Source organism: Rhodococcus sp. NPDC049939, from assembly GCF_040656415.1.
Taxonomy (GTDB): domain Bacteria; phylum Actinomycetota; class Actinomycetes; order Mycobacteriales; family Mycobacteriaceae; genus Rhodococcus_F.
On record NZ_JBFAMC010000004.1, the window covers coordinates 117,209 to 132,512 of the forward strand.

The window sequence follows — 15,304 nt, forward strand, 5'->3', positions numbered from 1 at the left end:
GTAGACCCAGTACCGTGTCACTGTGCGACTAGGGGTGCTCGACGTAGGAAGCAATACAGTCCATTTGCTGGTAGTGGACGCCCACAGGGGTGGCCACCCGACGCCCATGAGTTCGACCAAGTCGGCTCTTCGGCTAGCGGAAAACACCGACAGCCATGGTCATATCACATCTCGGGGTGCAGATCGCCTGGTATCGACGGTGGCGGATTTCGCCGGTATCGCAAAGACCTCTGGGTGTGGCGAGCTGATGGCCTTCGCAACGTCCGCTGTGCGTGACGCCAACAACTCGGATGACGTGCTCGCCAGGGTCCGCGCCGAGACGGGGGTGACGTTGGAGGTGCTATCGGGTACCGAGGAGGCCCGGCTGACGTTCCTCGCTGTGCGCCGCTGGTTCGGGTGGAGTGCCGGGCGCATTCTGCATCTCGACATCGGAGGCGGGTCGCTGGAACTCACGACCGGTGGCGACGAAGACCCCGACGTGGCGCTGTCGCTGCCACTCGGGGCAGGGCGGCTCACTCGGGACTGGCTCGAGGCCGACCCGCCGGGCAAGCGTCGTGTGGCGGTGCTCCGGGACTGGCTCGACGCCGAACTCGTGACACCGGCCAGTCAGTTGCGCGCTGCGGGGGAGTGGGATCGTGCCGTCGGTACATCCAAGACGTTCCGGTCGCTGGCCAGGCTTACGGGCGCAGCACCCTCTAGTGCGGGCCCCCGAGTCAGGCGGACGCTCACTTCCAGCGGTCTCAGGCAACTTATAGCTTTCATTTCACGGATGACGTCCTCTGACCGTGCAGAATTGGAAGGGGTGAGTTCCGATCGATCGCAGCAGATCGTGGCCGGAGCACTCGTCGCGGAGGCCAGCATGAGAGCACTAGGTGTGGAGGAACTGGAAATTTGCCCATGGGCTCTGCGTGAGGGGTTGATCCTCCGGAAGCTCGACACGGATATGGGTAGTGAATTGATGGTGAGTGCTCAATGACCGAGGACAATCAACAGATTTCTGTGTCCGAACTGCTCAAACGCAATGGGCAGCAGGTGGAGTCGAGCGGCGGACGGCGTCGCCGTGGCGCGAAGGGTGGAATTTCGGTTGCCGAGCTGACCGGCGAGATCCCCTCTGTCCACGGTCGTCCCGAGTCTCGAGCGCTGATTTCGGAACCGGCCCCCGCGCCGAACCGTGCCCCTGCCCCCGAGCCGAACCTGGCCCCAGTTTCCGAGCGGGTCTACGTTCCCGAGCCGAACCCGGCCCCAGTTTCCGAGCCGGTCTATGTTCCCGAGCCGAACCCGGCCCCTGTTCCTGAACGCACCGCTTCCCTTGCCACCCGGTTCGGCGGTGACGTCGATGAGGTCGACGATGTCGACGATGTCGACGAGCCCATTGCCAGTCGACCCGCCGGCCGCGTCAATGGTGCGGCATCCGCAGGTACGTCACGCGATCACCAAGGCGCATGGGTCAGCAGATTCCTGCAGCAGGAAGGCCCCGATACCGGGATCGTCGTGCCTGTCGACGAGCCCGCCGCGGCTTTGCCGGTGGAGAATCCTGACCCCGTCCCGAGCGGTTCCGAATTCTTCGCCGAGTCGAGGGACGAGGACTCCGCCGGGTGGAATCCGGAACCCCAACTGTTGTCCGGGTCGACGCTGGCAGGCGATCTCATGCGCCACTCCCAGGACTCGGTGGTGGGCGCCGGTGACGAAACGGACATCATCGAGGCTGCTGACAGTGCGGCACTCGATCAAGACCAGGATGGTGACGCCGGAAAATCCAAGATCCTACGCCGGTCTCGCAAGCAGGCGAGGGCAGAGAAGGCGAAGAAACCTCGCAAGAAGGTCGATGCCGTTGAAGACTCCACTCGCGAGTGGCTCGTCCTCATAGGGCAAGGTGTCGTCGCGGTGATTGCGGGGGCCCTGCTCTTCAAGGGTTTCGAGAAGCTGTGGGTCACGCTCCCCTGGGTCGCGCTGGTTCTCGCGCTCCTCATGATCGTGGGACTCGTCGCGATGGTCCGGATAGTGCGTCGTACCGACGACATCACAAGTTTCGTGATCGCTGTGGTGGTCGGGATGATCGTCACGCTCGGGCCACTCGTCCTCATGCTTACGTCGGGGTGAGCCGATCATGGGCGACGACACTGAGCGCGGCGCTCGACTGCCGCCGCGAGGGCGCAAGATCCTGATCGGATTGTCGACCGCCTCCGTGTATCCCGAGAACACCGAGGCGGCGTTCCGGTACGCCGCCGATCTGGGATACGACGGCGTCGAGCTGATGGTGTGGGCCGAATCGGTCAGTCAGGACGTCGGTGCCGTAACCGCGCTCGTGCGCAAGTACGCGATCCCTGTTCAGGCAGTCCACGCACCGTGCTTGTTGATCTCACAGCGGGTGTGGGGTTCAGATCCCGTTGCGAAACTGGAGCGTTCCGTTCGTACCGCAGAGGCGCTCGGTGCGTCGAGTGTCGTGGTTCACCCGCCGTTCCGTTGGCAGCGCCGCTATGCGGAAGGGTTCGCGGATCAGGTTGCAGACCTCGAGCAGCGCGGAGACGTGATCGTCGCAGTGGAGAACATGTTCCCTATGCGCGCGGACGGCTTCTTCGGTGGAAAGGAACGTTCGGCGGAGAGGCTCCGCCGCCGGGGCGGGCCGGGTGCGGCCGTGTCGGCGTTCAGTCCGTCCTATGACCCCACTGATTCGGATCACGCCCACTACACCCTCGATCTGTCGCACACCGCTACCGCTGGAACGGACGCGATGAAACTGGCGCAACGGATGGGGGCGGGGCTGGCGCATCTGCACCTCGCCGACGGCCGGGGTGCGTCGATGGACGAACATCTGATTCCAGGTCACGGTACCCAACCCTGTGTCCAGCTGTGCCGCCATCTCGTCGACACCGGATTCGATGGGCAGGCGGTGGTCGAGATCAACACCCAGAATGCGCGAACCCGCAGGGAACGCTCATCCATGCTTGCCCAGTCGCTGGCTTTCGCGCGCGAACACCTGGAACAGGGCCGGGCCGTGTCCCGCTCAGATCGCGGACAGTCCGGCAGCGATCACGACGACTCCTGAGATCGACAAACCGATCACCAGAGTCGTGGCCCCGATCCACAGTGACACGGCCATGCGGTTCGGCCGCTTCGGATCTTCGCCCAGAACGGAGAGGAAGAAGCCGGCGGGGATGAAGATCGCGGCGGAAAGGACGCCGATCGCTCCCGCGAGAGACCACGCGGAGTGTGCGCCTGCAGCGTCGGTGAGCAGCGCGACGACCAGTCCGAGGGTCACCAGCACTCCTGCGTGTGCATGTCCGGCACGGAAGTACGTCTTCTGCAGCTCGTTCGCGCCCTGAGCGCCCGAAACGACGCGAAGCATGAAGGTGCCTCCGAAAGCGATTCCGATCACGGTGAGCAACGTCATGCCTGCGATGAGAGCGAGTACGGCATTCATGCCTCGAGCCTCCTGCGGTATATTGATCAACGATTGGATAGCAGTACTATCCAATATATTGGATAGCGATACTATCCAATGTCAAGTGATCTCGAGAGGAGGACGCGTGCGGGTATCGGAACTGGTTGCGCGATCCGGCATTCCTCTGCCCACCGTGAAGTACTACCTACGGGAAGGGCTCCTGATGCCGGGCGAATCCACCGGCGCCACACAGGCGAGGTACGGCGAGGAACATGTGCGCAGGCTCGGTCTCGTCAAAGCTCTTGCCAGTGCGGGCCTGCCCATCCCACGGATCCGTGAGGTGCTGCGCCTGATCGATCACCCTGGCGACTCGATGTTCGAGGCGCTCGGTCAGGCCATCGGCCAGCTGCCCCCGTACTTCGACCCCGTCGAGCCAGCAGCCGACGAAGAGCCGTTCCCACGCGCGAGGGCGGCCATCGAGAAGCTCGGACAGGTGTACGACCCACGACATACGGCGGTCAGGCAGCTCGACCGAGCCCTGGAGGCGCTCGAGGAGGCGGGGGTTCGGATGACAGACGAGAACCTCGAGGCGTATGGGAAGCACATAAGGGGGATCGCCGAGATCGAGATCGGCCAGATGCCGACAGGCTCGACGGCCGACGCGATCCGCTACGCCGTACTCGGAACCGTGATCTACGAGCCGGTGATCGCCGCGATGCGCCGGCTCGCACATCAGGACATTGCGCAGAAACGTCTCCAAGACTCTGAAGAACAGGACAAGCCGTGACCTCATCACCCTTTCACGACCTCAACCTCCTCACCGCCGTCGATGCGGAAACGTACGCAGCGTCGATCGATCCCATTTGGACGGTCGGGAACAAAGTGCACGGCGGCTCGATGATGTCGTTGTGCGCGGCGGCGGCGCGAAGGAGATTTCTCGACGACACCGGGCACGCCGACCTGTCGGGATTGCAGCCGTTGGCCGTCGGGGCCAACTATCTTGCGGCTCCCGATCCCGGAGAGATCACGCTGTCGACGGCCGTGCGCAAACAGGGCAAACAAGTTTCGTTGGTCGATGTGGAACTGAAGCAAGGTGAACGTGTTGCGGTGCGTGCCTCGGTCACCCTGGGCGTCCCGGATGTGGGGGAACCGCTGTACAGCGGGGACCACCCTCTCGCCCAGATCCCGGTTGAACCGCCCGCCGATGCGGTGTCGGTTTCCCCCGACCATCCGATGGGGCAGGTCATGCACGTCGCGAAGGGGTGCGACCTGCGCGTGGACGGAACCTCGGCGCACTTTCTGACCGGCAGCAAGGGCGAACCCGAGGTCCGCATGTGGGTCCGCCCCCGCGCCGGCGACGAGAGCGATCCCGACACCGCAGCCCTCTTCGCGATCATGACCGGCGACATCAGTTCGCCGGTGACGATGAATCGCGGCCTGTTCGGTTGGGCGCCGACCGTGCAGCTGACAACCTACCTACGTCGGCAACCGGCGCCTGGTTGGCTGCGGGTGATGGCCAACAGCACGGTACTCGGTGGCACGTGGTTCGAGGAGGACCACACCGTCCTGGACTCGACCGGGGCGATCGTCGTGCAGAGTCGGCAATTGGCGATGATCCCCCGCTAGAAGGATCCGACAGAGCGTCGTGGCAGGCTGTTCGGCATGACGAGAATTGCGGTAATCGGAGGCGGCAAGATCGGTGAGGCTCTCATCTCGGGGCTTCTGCAGGCGGGTCATGCCGTCAGAGATCTCGTGGTGGCCGAGTCACACTCGCCACGGGCTGAAGAGCTGGCGTCCGCATACTCGGTGCGAGTCACGACCACCGCGGATGCCGCCGAAGGGGCCGATGTCATCGTCATCGCCGTCAAACCGGACGATGTCGAAGAGGCTCTCACCGAGGTGTCCTCGGTGGATCTCGACGGGGAGCGCGAGCAGTTGATCATATCGCTCGCCGCCGGCGTCCCCACCACTTTCTACGAGGTGAGGCTGCCCGCGGGATTCCCCGTGGTTCGAGTCATGCCCAACACCCCCATGCTGGTCGGTGAAGGGGTCAGCGCGCTGGCCGCGGGACGGCACGTGAAGAAGGAGCACCTCGAACTGGTCAAAGGTGTGCTGTCGTCGGTGGGCAGGGTGGTGGTGGTCCCAGAATCGCAGATCGATACGGTCACCGCAGTCTCGGGCTCGGGACCGGCCTACTTCTTTCTCGTTGCCGAGGCGATCATCGATGCGGGCGTCGCATTCGGGCTTACCAGGGCTACCGCGTCCGAACTCGTAGTCCAGACCATGGTTGGCGCGGCGGCGATGCTCGACCAGTCGGGGGAGAGCGCCACCGAACTACGGGCTGCCGTGACATCGCCAGGTGGAACCACGGCGGCTGCGGTCCGTCAACTGGAGGGAAACGGTCTACGAACGGCTTTTTTCGATGCCATCGAGGCATCGAAACTTCGTTCAACCGAACTGGGTGCGAGATCCGAATGAACATTCGAATCCCCACACCCGTCGCACTAACACCATCCGTCCCGCTAAGCTCGAATGCAGCACGTGCGTGTCTGTTCCGCCGGGGGGAAGCCGGCGGCGCGACACGTGCCGGAGGTAAGTGGTTGTGATGACTGAAGAGAAGCCTTCCAAGGGCGTGTCCCCTGACGGACAACCGGACCTGGCCGGAACGCAATTTCTCACCGTCGCCGAGGTAGCGACGCTGATGAGAGTGTCCAAGATGACTGTGTATCGGTTGGTGCACAGTGGCGAACTGCCAGCAGTCCGCGTAGGTCGCTCGTTCAGAGTGCATGCGAAAGCAGTGCACGACTACCTCGAAACCTCGTACTTCGACGCCGGTTGACCGATCGGCACGAAGAGGGTGACCTGGTTTATCCCGGGCTACCCGCACCGGTACGATTAGCGACTGTCGTACCAGCCAGCTGGTGTCGTAAGGCGCTGAGCTAGTGAAATCGAGGCCAAGCGCCAGGAAGGCGCAGGCGTACGTAACCGGCGTGCGCACGAACGCTAGAGAAGAACGTGAGGGACACCCGCTATGGGTTCAGTGATCAAGAAGCGACGCAAGCGCATGTCGAAGAAGAAGCACCGCAAGCTACTTCGTCGCACCCGAGTTCAGCGCAGGAAACTCGGTAAGTAAGGATTCGCGTACGAATGCCCGTCACCTCTCAGGTGGCGGGCATTAGTCGCCTCGGGTGTGGGTCGACTACTCGTAGCGACTGATCGTCGGGGTGCGCAGCTGCCAGCTGTCGACGGGCTGCGTCATCTCCCAACTGTCCGTATGGTTGAGCTCACTCACTACATGATCGGGGGTTCGAGTGGTTGTGAGTGGCGAAGACAGCCCTGCGCAGGCGGCGGCGCCTCGCGTTGTGCTGGTCACAGGGGCAAGCAGGTTCCTGGGAGGCTATCTGGTGACCAGGCTTGCCCAGAATCCGGGTATCGAGCGCGTCATTGCGGTCGACGCCGTATCGCCGAGCAAAGACATGCTCCGTCGAATGGGCCGCGCCGAGTTCGTGCGCGCCGATATTCGGAACCCATTGATCGGCAAGGTCATTCGCAACGCTGAGGTCGACACGGTCGTGCACGCCTCGACGCTTGCGCGACCGCCGAAATCAGGCAGTCGCGCGGCCATGAAAGACGTGAACGTCATCGGTGCGATGCAGCTGTTCGCTGTCTGCCAGAAGGCTCCGTCCGTCAAGAAAGTCGTTCTGCGTTCAGCCTCCGCGGTCTACGGCTGCAGCGCCAAGGACCCGGTCAAGTTCACCGAGGAGATGAGCGCCAAGCAGCGTCCCGCCGGTGCCTACGCTCGGGACTGTATCGAGATCGAAGGCTACGTTCGCGGCATGGGGCGCAGGCGGCACGACATCTCCGTGTCGATTCTCCGTCTTGCACCCCTGGTCGGTCCACGCCTCAATGCGACGGTTGCGCAGTTCCTCACCGCACCAGTGGTGCCGACGATCCTCGGGCGTGACGCGCGACTGCAGGTGCTGCACGAGGAAGACGCTCTTGCCGCGATGGAGAGGGCAACCGTGTCGGGTCCGGCGGGAACTTTCAACGTCGCAGGGGACGGTGTCGTCATGTTGTCGCAGGCGATCCGGCGTGCCGGACGTGTTCAGGTTCCGATGCCCTTCGCGCTGTTTCGCAACGTGGGACGTGCGGTCATGGGGCCGGTGATGCGGTCGTTCACCAACGAGCAACTCGAGTACTTCCACTTCGGCTGCGGACTCGACACCACTCGCATGAGAACCGACTTGTCTTTCGAGCCACGGTGGACCTCGTTGCAGGCACTCGACGATTTCGCCCGCGCGACTGGCGTCGAGGCAATTATCAAGAAGGAATGGATCGACTCGGCTGAAAACGCACTACTCGCTCTTACCGGTACGGCGAAAGGGGAGAGGTGAACGAAGTGGCAAAAGTCATTCCGATACACGGAGTGGCAGGTGCACGTGGGGCAGGTGCAAAACGTTCGGGACATGAGCAGGGTGAGAGTCGGCTTTCGTCCGGAATGCCCGCTTCCACCGTGGTCACCCCACCCGAGTTCGCCCCCGAGTCCTCGGCGGTGGAGGCCGCTCGGAATGCATTGTCGGAGCAGATCATAAAGACGGCCGAGTTCGTTCGGCGTCGCCTGTCGGGCGATTATCAAGTCGACGAATTCGGGTACGACCCGCATTTCACCGAGAACGTGTGGCTCCCTGTGCTCAGGCTGCTGTTCGAAAAGTGGTTCCGGGTCGAGGTCAGCGGACTCGAGAACATTCCGTCGACCGGTGGTGCGCTGGTGGTCGCGAACCATGCCGGAGTCTTTCCCATCGACGGGCTGATGACTTCCGTTGCAGTCCATGATCATCACCCCGCGCATCGACCGTTGCGAATGCTGGTCGCCGACATGGCGTTCGAGATGCCGGTGGTCGGTGATCTCGTCCGCAAGGCTGGGCACACTCTCGCCTGCAACCCGGATGCAGTTCGACTTCTCGGTGAAGGCGAGGCCGTGGCCGTGTTTCCGGAAGGATTCAAGGGCATCGGCAAACCGTTCAGCGAGCGCTACAAGCTGCAGAGGTTCGGCCGCGGTGGCTTCGTGTCGGCCGCCATGCGGACCGGGGCGCCCATCATTCCGTGTTCGATCGTCGGTTCTGAGGAGATCTATCCGAAAATCGGCGAGCTCGGGACGCTCGCACGGCTTCTGAATCTGCCCTATTTTCCGGTGACCCCACTGTTTCCGCACTTCGGACTGCTCGGGCTGGTCCCGATGCCGTCGAAGTGGTACATCGAGTTCGGCAAGCCCATTTACACGGACAGTTACGACGCGTCGGCCGCGGACGATCCGATGGAATTGTTCGAGGTCACCGACCACGTCCGCGAGACAATTCAGCAAACGCTGTACCGGCTTCTGGCGAAACGGCGGAATGTGTTCCTGGGCTGATCTAGCTTCACGCGCCTGAGGCCGCGGGCCCCGTGGCCTCAGGCCGCGTGCTCGCGGCGTCGTGCGACGACCGCCGCGAGCGCACCGCCGGCGGCACCGAGTACCAATGCGGTCGGTACACCGATCTTCGCCGCTTTGCGTCCAGTCCGGAAGTCACGGATCTCCCAGCCTCGATTCTTGGCAAGCTCACGCAGATCGGCGTCCGGGTTGATCGCAACGGCGGTGCCGACCAGTGACAGCATGGGCACGTCGTTGTGACTGTCCGAGTATGCCGTGCAACGCCTGAGATCGAGGCCCTCGCGGACGGCCAGTGCGCGAACAGCATGAGCCTTGCCGAGGCCGTGGAGGATGTCGCCGACCAGACGTCCGGTGAATCGCCCGTCTTCGCTCTCGGCCACCGTGCCTAGAGCGCCCGTCAGGCCAAGTCGTTGTGCGATGACCTGAGCAAGCTCTACCGGGGTTGCGGTTACGAGCCACACTTGCTGGCCGGCGTCGAGATGCATCTGAGCGAGTGCGCGGGTGCCGGGCCAGATCTTGTCGGCGACCACTTCGTCGTAAATCTCCTCGCCGAGCCTGACCAATTCGGCAGTCGAGCGTCCGGCCACGAAAGAGAGGGCCTTCTCGCGTCCGGAGGCGACGTCATCGCTGCTTTCCTTGCCGGTCACCCGGAACTTGACCTGCTTCCACGCAAAGTCCACCAGGTCTGACGTCTTGAGGTACTTGCGGGCCGCAAGTCCGCGGGCGAAATGGATGATCGACGCGCCCTGGACCATCGTGTTGTCCACGTCGAAAAAGGCAGCAGCAGTAAGGTCGAGCGGAATATCAGGTTCCTCGACCTCGACGTCGCTGCCAGATACCACGTGGGCAAGGGCGGCATCCGCGCTCGCCTCGCCTGCGACGTTTGCGCGTACCTCGGCCTCGCTGGGACCCAGCGGGTTCCTGAATTGGCGACGGCCTGGGAGGATGATTCCCGCCAGACCAGTGCCGAATCCGATGCCGTTCGGAAGTGATCGCGCAGGCACTCGTACCTCCCGTATCGCAGAAGCTTATGGGGAGAAGCCTATCCCGCGATTCGGCACCTCGGCGGTTGGATGGCGGCGTGCTGCGTACATGTGTGATGTTCATCTCCGGGACTTCTGGCGTCGAATGCCCCTCGAGCGGCACAGTGGCCCTACCGAATGGGCCGAAAGGGAGTAACAGAGCATGAACGATGGAACACACGAGGTGACGCTCCTCACTCGCGCTGGATGCGGCGCGTGCGAGCCGGCTCGTGAGCGACTGCTGGTTCTGTGCAAAGAGTTCGGGCTGGAACTGACGTGCATAGACGTCGATGAAGCGGCACCGGAAAATCCCGAACTTCGCGCCGAGTTCGGCGACCGATTGCCGGTGGTTCTGCTCGACGGACGTGAGCACAGTTACTGGGAGGTCGACGAAGAGCGCCTCCGAACGGACTTACGCAAGTAAGTCCAGCCTAAGTGAGACATCCTGTGATGTTGTGCAGGTAGAACCGCATGTGACGCAGTCGCAGCGACTTTGTGCAGGGGTTCACAAGCAGTTACCGTGGTGTGAACAATTTCCCCGGAGCATCGTGAAGAACGGCGTCGATACGCCGGTCGGACGAGGAGCCAACGACGTGACCGAAACGCACCAGACGCATGGGCCCGCGGCCCTTGACGTGACGGGCGTGGTCGATCCTTCTTCCGCCCCTTCTGCCACCGACCAGGCTTCGCTCTCCGAATTGCGGGATATCCCCCAGGCTACTGTGACGCGTCTCGCGACGTACCTGCGGGTGCTCGGAGTGCTCGCAGATCGTGACACGACCACCGTGTCGAGCGAGGAGCTCGCCGCGGCCTCGGGCGTCGGATCGGCCAAGCTACGTAAGGATCTTTCCTTTCTGGGCCCGAACGGGGTCCGCGGTGTCGGTTATGAAGTGGCTCGATTGCATGCCCGGATTGCGGGCGCGCTGGGCTTGGATCGAGTTCACAACGTAGTCCTCGTCGGTGTCGGCAACCTTGGCCAGGCGCTCGCCCGCTACCCGGGTTTCGCCCGGCGCGGGTTCTCGTTGGTCGGCCTTTTCGACAGCGACCCGGAGAGGATCGGTGTGTCGGTTGGCGACCTCGTCGTGCGGCACGTCGATGAACTCGAGCAGGCCTGCCTCGAACTCGAAGCCACTCTCGGTGTCATATCGACCCCGGACGAAGCTGTCCAGGAAGTGGCAGATCGCCTTGTCCGAGCTGGATTGCGCTGTATTCTCAGCTTCTCCCCGACGTTGCTCGACGTTCCTGACAACGTGGAGACACGCCAGGTCGACCTTGCCGTTGAAATGCAGGTTCTCTCATTCAATGGCGCACGCAACATCGAGAATGGGCCGTCCTCTTCGGCTTCGTCCTCTTCCAATTCGCCCTCTTCCACTTCACCAAGGAACGGATCAGTGATCGCGCCGTGAGTGTTCTGCTTGTCGGGATCTCGCACAGGACGGCCCCGGTGCCGGTTCTCGAGAAGGTCGCTGTGACCGACACCGATCGGCCGAAGTTGATCGACAAGCTGTTGGCGTCGTCGCACATCTCGGAGGCAATGGTCGTGTCGACCTGCAACCGAGTGGAGATCTATGCCGTCGTCGACGCGTTTCACGGTGCGCTGACCGAGGTCGGCGAACTGCTCGCGGACCACTCCGGTCTGGATCTTGCCGATCTGCACAAGCACGCTTACGTGCGTTACAGCGAGGCCGCGGCCGAGCACCTGTTCGCAGTTGCCAGCGGTCTCGATTCGATGGTGATCGGTGAGCAGCAGATCCTGGGGCAGATCAGGGCCGCGTACGCGGCGTCCGATGCGCAACAAGCAGCTGGACGCACGCTCCACGAACTCGCCCAGCAGGCTTTGCGCGTTGGCAAGCGGGTGCATTCGGAGACTGGCATCGACTCCGCCGGTGCGTCTGTCGTCTCGGTGGCACTGGACCGTGCAGCCGGAATCGCCGGAAGCGGGGGATTGGCAGGGCGCAACGCAGTTGTGGTTGGTGCCGGGTCGATGGGAGGCCTTGCGGTCGCGCACCTCACGCGCGCAGGCATCGATCACATCACCATCGTCAACCGAACCAGGGAGCGTGCGGAGCACTTGGCCGACACCGCGCGGTCGCACGGGGTCGACTCCACCGCTCTCGAACTGAGCGAGCTCCCCGAAGCGATGGCACAAGCGGACGTTCTGGTGACCTGTACCGGAGCGGTCGGGGCCGTCGTCACGCTCGCGGACACACACCGCGCACTTGCACAGCCCGGCCGTGACGCCGAACGCACACTGGTCATTTGCGATCTCGGACTGCCACGAGACGTGGAGCCCGCAGTCTCGGGTCTGCCCGGAGTCGCGGTGCTCGACATGGAATCTCTGCAGCGCGATCCGGCGGCGGGCGCGGCGGCATCCGATGCCGACGCCGCCCAGAAAATCGTGACGAACGAACTCGCCAACTACCTCGCCGGGCAGCGTCTGGCCAAGGTCACACCGACGGTCACCGCGTTGCGCCAGCGTGCCGCCGAGGTGGTCGAGGCCGAGCTCATGCGGCTGGACTCACGTCTTCCCGGGCTCGACGACCCACAACGCGACGAGGTGGCCCGCACCGTCCGGCGAGTGGTCGACAAGCTGCTCCATGCACCCACGGTTCGAATCAAGCAACTCGTCTCTGCGCCCGGTGGGGACTCCTATGCCGCCGCATTGCGGGAGCTCTTCGAACTCAGCCCAGGAACGGTCGAGGCTGTCGCAAAGCCCACCGACCTCGGCGCTGCCGACCTTGCAGCTTTCGGAATTGTCGACGGTTTCATCGACGGCCAGGACCCTCGCCTGCGACACTTCGTCGCAGACGACGACCACGGGAAGGAATCGCAGGCATGAACGCCGTCGGCACCCGCACCCTGCGGATCGGAACCAGAGGGAGCGAACTTGCCACCACCCAAGCGGGAAGCGTCCGTGACGCACTGATTTCGGGTGGGTACGACGCCGAACTCGTGATCATCGCTACGAAGGGTGATCAGTCCATGGAATCGGTGGAGAAGATCGGGGTCGGCGTCTTCACTACAGAATTGCGCGAAGCGCTGGTAGACGGCCGGGTCGACGTGGCAGTGCACTCCTACAAGGATCTACCGACGGCCGTCGACGAGCGGTTCACCATCGCTGCCGTTCCGCCCAGGGAGGACCCGCGCGATGCGCTCGTGGCGCGTGACGGATTGGTCCTCGGTGAACTTCCCGCCGGTTCCAAGATCGGTACTTCTGCCCCACGGCGGACCTCGCAACTTCGCGCTCTCGGGCTCGGCCTGGACATCCGTCCGCTGCGTGGCAACCTGCAGCGCAGGCTCGGCAAGGTCGAGTCCGGTGAATTCGATGCCGTCGTGTTGGCGCGGGCGGGGTTGGCGAGGATCGGGCGCCTCGACCTGATTACCGAGTCCATCGAGCCCGTTCAGATGCTGCCCGCGCCCGCGCAGGGCGCGCTGGCTGTCGAGTGTCTGGCGGAGGATCTGGCACTGGTGGCGATTCTTGCGGAACTCGACGACCCTCGCAGTCGCGCTGCCGTCACCGCGGAGCGCGCATTGCTCGCCGAACTCGAGGCCGGGTGCACCGCGCCGGTGGGGGCGATTGCCGAGGTCGTCGAATCACTTGACGACGCAGGCAACAGCTTCGATGAACTGTCTGTCCGTGGATGCGCGGCAGCCATCGACGGTTCCGATGTCATTCGCACGGGCACCGTGGGATCCCCGGGCGACGCCGAAGAACTCGGCCGGTCCGTCGCGAGAGAGCTTCTCGAACTCGGCGCGCGGGATCTGATGAATGTCACCGAGGCCGGTGATGCTGATGTTTGATGTGCGAAGGCCGACCGATCGGCCGACCCACTTCCCGTTCCTATCTCGACATATGATCGCACTGGAGAGTTACCGATGAGCCGAGTCCGCAAGAACACCCCGGGGCGAATCCTGTTCGTGGGATCGGGACCGGGTGATCCGGCGCTGCTCACCGTCCGCGCGCGGGATGTTCTCGCCGCGGCGTCGCTGGCGTTCGTCGACCCCGACGTCGACAAGGGCGTCACGGTTCTGGTGGGTGCTGATCTGGGCGTCGACGCCGAGACCGGTGAGCCGCACGCCGAGGTCCGACCCGCGCTGGGCGAGCCCGCAGAAGTCGTGAAGACCCTCGTCAACGAGGCCAAGAACGGACACGACGTCGTGCGCCTCGTGTCCGGTGACCCGCTGACCACAGATTCCGTGATCGCCGAGGTCACAGCTGTCGCCCGGACCCAGGTGCAGTTCGAGGTACTGCCCGGCCTGCCGCCCGCGTCCGCGGTGCCTTCTTACGCCGGTATGGCGATGGGTTCGGGGCATACGGTGGCCGACGTTCGCGGTGAGGTCGACTGGACCGCCCTCGCGGCTGCACCGGGACCCCTCGTACTGCATGCCACGTCGGGGCACCTCGCCGAGACTGCGAGTGCCCTCGTCGAGCATGGACTGGCCCCGCAGACACCGGCCGCCATCACGGTTCGTGGTACCACGCGACAGCAGCGCACGGTAGAGGCCACCCTTGCCACACTGAACGAGGCCGGTTCCGAACTGGTCGGTCCGCTCGTCGTCACGGTCGGCAAGGTTGTTGCCCAGCGCAACAAGATGTCGTGGTGGGAGTCCCGAGCACTGTACGGCTGGAAGGTTCTCGTGCCGCGCACCAAGGACCAGGCCGCTGAGATGAGCGACCGTCTCGTAACGCACGGCGCCATCCCGATGGAGGTCCCGACCATCGCAGTCGAACCGCCACGCAGCCCGGCGCAGATGGAGCGTTCGGTGAAGGGCCTCGTCGATGGTCGATACCAGTGGGTTGTTTTCACCTCTACCAACGCTGTGCGAGCGGTGTGGGAAAAGTTCGAGGAGTTCGGGCTCGACGCCCGCGCGTTCTCCGGCGTCAAGATCGCCTGCATCGGGGAGGCAACTGCGGCGAAGGTGCGCTCGTTCGGGATCAACCCTGAACTCGTGCCGACCGGTGAGCAGTCGAGCGAAGGTCTGCTCGCAGAGTTCGCCCCGTACGACGACGTGTTCGACCCAGTCAATCGGATCCTGTTGCCGCGCGCCGACATCGCCACCGAGACGCTGGCCGAGGGCTTGCGTGAACGTGGTTGGGAAATCGACGACGTCACCGCATATCGCACGGTCCGGGCTGCCCCGCCGCCGGCCGAGACCCGCGAGATGATCAAGACCGGTGGATTCGACGCCGTCTGTTTCACTTCGTCCTCGACGGTACGGAACCTCGTCGGTATCGCTGGTAAGCCGCATGCGCGCACCATCGTCGCCTGCATTGGCCCCAAGACTGCCGAGACGGCTATCGAATTCGGTTTGCGCGTGGATGTGCGACCGGAGACCGCTCAGGTCGGTCCGTTGGTCGAGGCTCTGGCCGCGCACGCCGCGCGGCTACGTGCCGAGGGTGCACTTCCCCCGCCGCGCAAGAAGTCCCGCGCTCGGCGGTAGGTGCCACACGAGGCGTGGATGGTTGCGAGC

16 protein-coding genes and 1 pseudogene are annotated in these 15,304 nt (G+C 64.0%); 15 read left to right on the forward strand and 2 right to left on the reverse strand.

Annotated elements, in window-relative coordinates:
* Nucleotides 1-22 precede the first annotated feature (22 nt).
* From AB0I57_RS15445 to AB0I57_RS15455, 3 genes are read left to right on the forward strand one after another with little or no spacing between them, the layout of a single operon-like run.
* A complete protein-coding gene (locus AB0I57_RS15445) occupies nucleotides 23-976 on the forward strand; it encodes a Ppx/GppA phosphatase family protein (protein ID WP_358336760.1) in 954 nt (317 codons plus the stop codon).
* A complete protein-coding gene (locus AB0I57_RS15450) occupies nucleotides 973-2,100 on the forward strand; it encodes a hypothetical protein (protein WP_358336763.1) in 1,128 nt (375 codons plus the stop codon). The genes AB0I57_RS15445 and AB0I57_RS15450 overlap by 4 nt, the downstream gene beginning before the upstream one ends.
* Nucleotides 2,101-2,107: 7 nt before the next feature.
* The gene (locus AB0I57_RS15455; protein ID WP_358336766.1) at nucleotides 2,108-3,046 is read left to right on the forward strand and encodes a sugar phosphate isomerase/epimerase; all 939 of its coding nucleotides are present in this window, start codon (nucleotides 2,108-2,110) and stop codon (nucleotides 3,044-3,046) included.
* Here the strand turns inward: AB0I57_RS15455 and AB0I57_RS15460 are convergent.
* Entirely contained in the window at nucleotides 3,005-3,421 is a 417-nt protein-coding gene (locus AB0I57_RS15460) for a hypothetical protein (RefSeq protein ID WP_358336768.1), read from the reverse strand. The two genes, AB0I57_RS15455 and AB0I57_RS15460, sit on opposite strands and share 42 nt — an antisense overlap.
* 106 nt (nucleotides 3,422-3,527) lie before the next feature.
* Between AB0I57_RS15460 and AB0I57_RS15465 the strand changes: the two genes are divergently transcribed.
* The 7 genes and pseudogenes from AB0I57_RS15465 to AB0I57_RS15495 all read left to right on the forward strand — a co-directional run bounded on the left by AB0I57_RS15465 (nucleotide 3,528) and on the right by AB0I57_RS15495 (nucleotide 8,792).
* Nucleotides 3,528-4,169 (forward strand): MerR family transcriptional regulator, encoded by a 642-nt coding sequence (locus AB0I57_RS15465; protein WP_358336771.1) that lies wholly within the window; start codon nucleotides 3,528-3,530, stop codon nucleotides 4,167-4,169.
* Complete coding sequence (locus AB0I57_RS15470; RefSeq protein ID WP_358336774.1) at nucleotides 4,166-5,008, forward strand: thioesterase family protein; 843 nt, start codon at nucleotides 4,166-4,168, stop codon at nucleotides 5,006-5,008. The genes AB0I57_RS15465 and AB0I57_RS15470 overlap by 4 nt, the downstream gene beginning before the upstream one ends.
* Before the next feature lie 18 nt (nucleotides 5,009-5,026).
* Nucleotides 5,027-5,860 (forward strand): annotated as a pseudogene (gene proC, locus AB0I57_RS15475) (pyrroline-5-carboxylate reductase); the annotation flags it as partial.
* 127 nt (nucleotides 5,861-5,987) lie between these two features.
* A complete protein-coding gene (locus AB0I57_RS15480) occupies nucleotides 5,988-6,221 on the forward strand; it encodes a helix-turn-helix domain-containing protein (protein WP_358336777.1) in 234 nt (77 codons plus the stop codon).
* 192 nt (nucleotides 6,222-6,413) lie between these two features.
* The gene (locus AB0I57_RS15485) at nucleotides 6,414-6,515 is read left to right on the forward strand and encodes an AURKAIP1/COX24 domain-containing protein (protein ID WP_003402602.1); all 102 of its coding nucleotides are present in this window, start codon (nucleotides 6,414-6,416) and stop codon (nucleotides 6,513-6,515) included.
* 184 nt (nucleotides 6,516-6,699) lie between these two features.
* Nucleotides 6,700-7,776: an NAD-dependent epimerase/dehydratase family protein gene (locus AB0I57_RS15490; RefSeq protein WP_358336780.1), complete on the forward strand. Its 1,077-nt coding sequence runs from the start codon at nucleotides 6,700-6,702 to the stop codon at nucleotides 7,774-7,776.
* On the forward strand, nucleotides 7,773-8,792 hold the full coding sequence (locus AB0I57_RS15495; protein ID WP_358336783.1) for a lysophospholipid acyltransferase family protein: 1,020 nt from the start codon (nucleotides 7,773-7,775) through the stop codon (nucleotides 8,790-8,792). The genes AB0I57_RS15490 and AB0I57_RS15495 overlap by 4 nt, the downstream gene beginning before the upstream one ends.
* A gap of 38 nt (nucleotides 8,793-8,830) precedes the next feature.
* On the opposite strand, the gene AB0I57_RS15500 is transcribed toward AB0I57_RS15495, so the two are convergent.
* The gene (locus tag AB0I57_RS15500; protein WP_358336786.1) at nucleotides 8,831-9,814 is read right to left on the reverse strand and encodes an HAD-IB family hydrolase; all 984 of its coding nucleotides are present in this window, start codon (nucleotides 9,812-9,814) and stop codon (nucleotides 8,831-8,833) included.
* Between the two features lie 181 nt (nucleotides 9,815-9,995).
* Between AB0I57_RS15500 and AB0I57_RS15505 the strand changes: the two genes are divergently transcribed.
* From AB0I57_RS15505 to AB0I57_RS15525, 5 genes are all read left to right on the forward strand, one after another.
* A complete protein-coding gene (locus AB0I57_RS15505; RefSeq protein WP_358336789.1) occupies nucleotides 9,996-10,256 on the forward strand; it encodes a glutaredoxin family protein in 261 nt (86 codons plus the stop codon).
* 169 nt (nucleotides 10,257-10,425) lie between these two features.
* Complete coding sequence (locus AB0I57_RS15510) at nucleotides 10,426-11,238, forward strand: redox-sensing transcriptional repressor Rex (RefSeq protein ID WP_358336792.1); 813 nt, start codon at nucleotides 10,426-10,428, stop codon at nucleotides 11,236-11,238.
* A complete protein-coding gene (locus AB0I57_RS15515) occupies nucleotides 11,235-12,671 on the forward strand; it encodes a glutamyl-tRNA reductase (RefSeq protein WP_358336795.1) in 1,437 nt (478 codons plus the stop codon). The genes AB0I57_RS15510 and AB0I57_RS15515 overlap by 4 nt, the downstream gene beginning before the upstream one ends.
* On the forward strand, nucleotides 12,668-13,633 hold the full coding sequence (gene hemC / locus AB0I57_RS15520; protein ID WP_358336797.1) for a hydroxymethylbilane synthase: 966 nt from the start codon (nucleotides 12,668-12,670) through the stop codon (nucleotides 13,631-13,633). The genes AB0I57_RS15515 and hemC overlap by 4 nt, the downstream gene beginning before the upstream one ends.
* A gap of 75 nt (nucleotides 13,634-13,708) precedes the next feature.
* On the forward strand, nucleotides 13,709-15,274 hold the full coding sequence (locus tag AB0I57_RS15525; RefSeq protein WP_358336799.1) for a bifunctional uroporphyrinogen-III C-methyltransferase/uroporphyrinogen-III synthase: 1,566 nt from the start codon (nucleotides 13,709-13,711) through the stop codon (nucleotides 15,272-15,274).
* Nucleotides 15,275-15,304 lie beyond the last annotated feature (30 nt).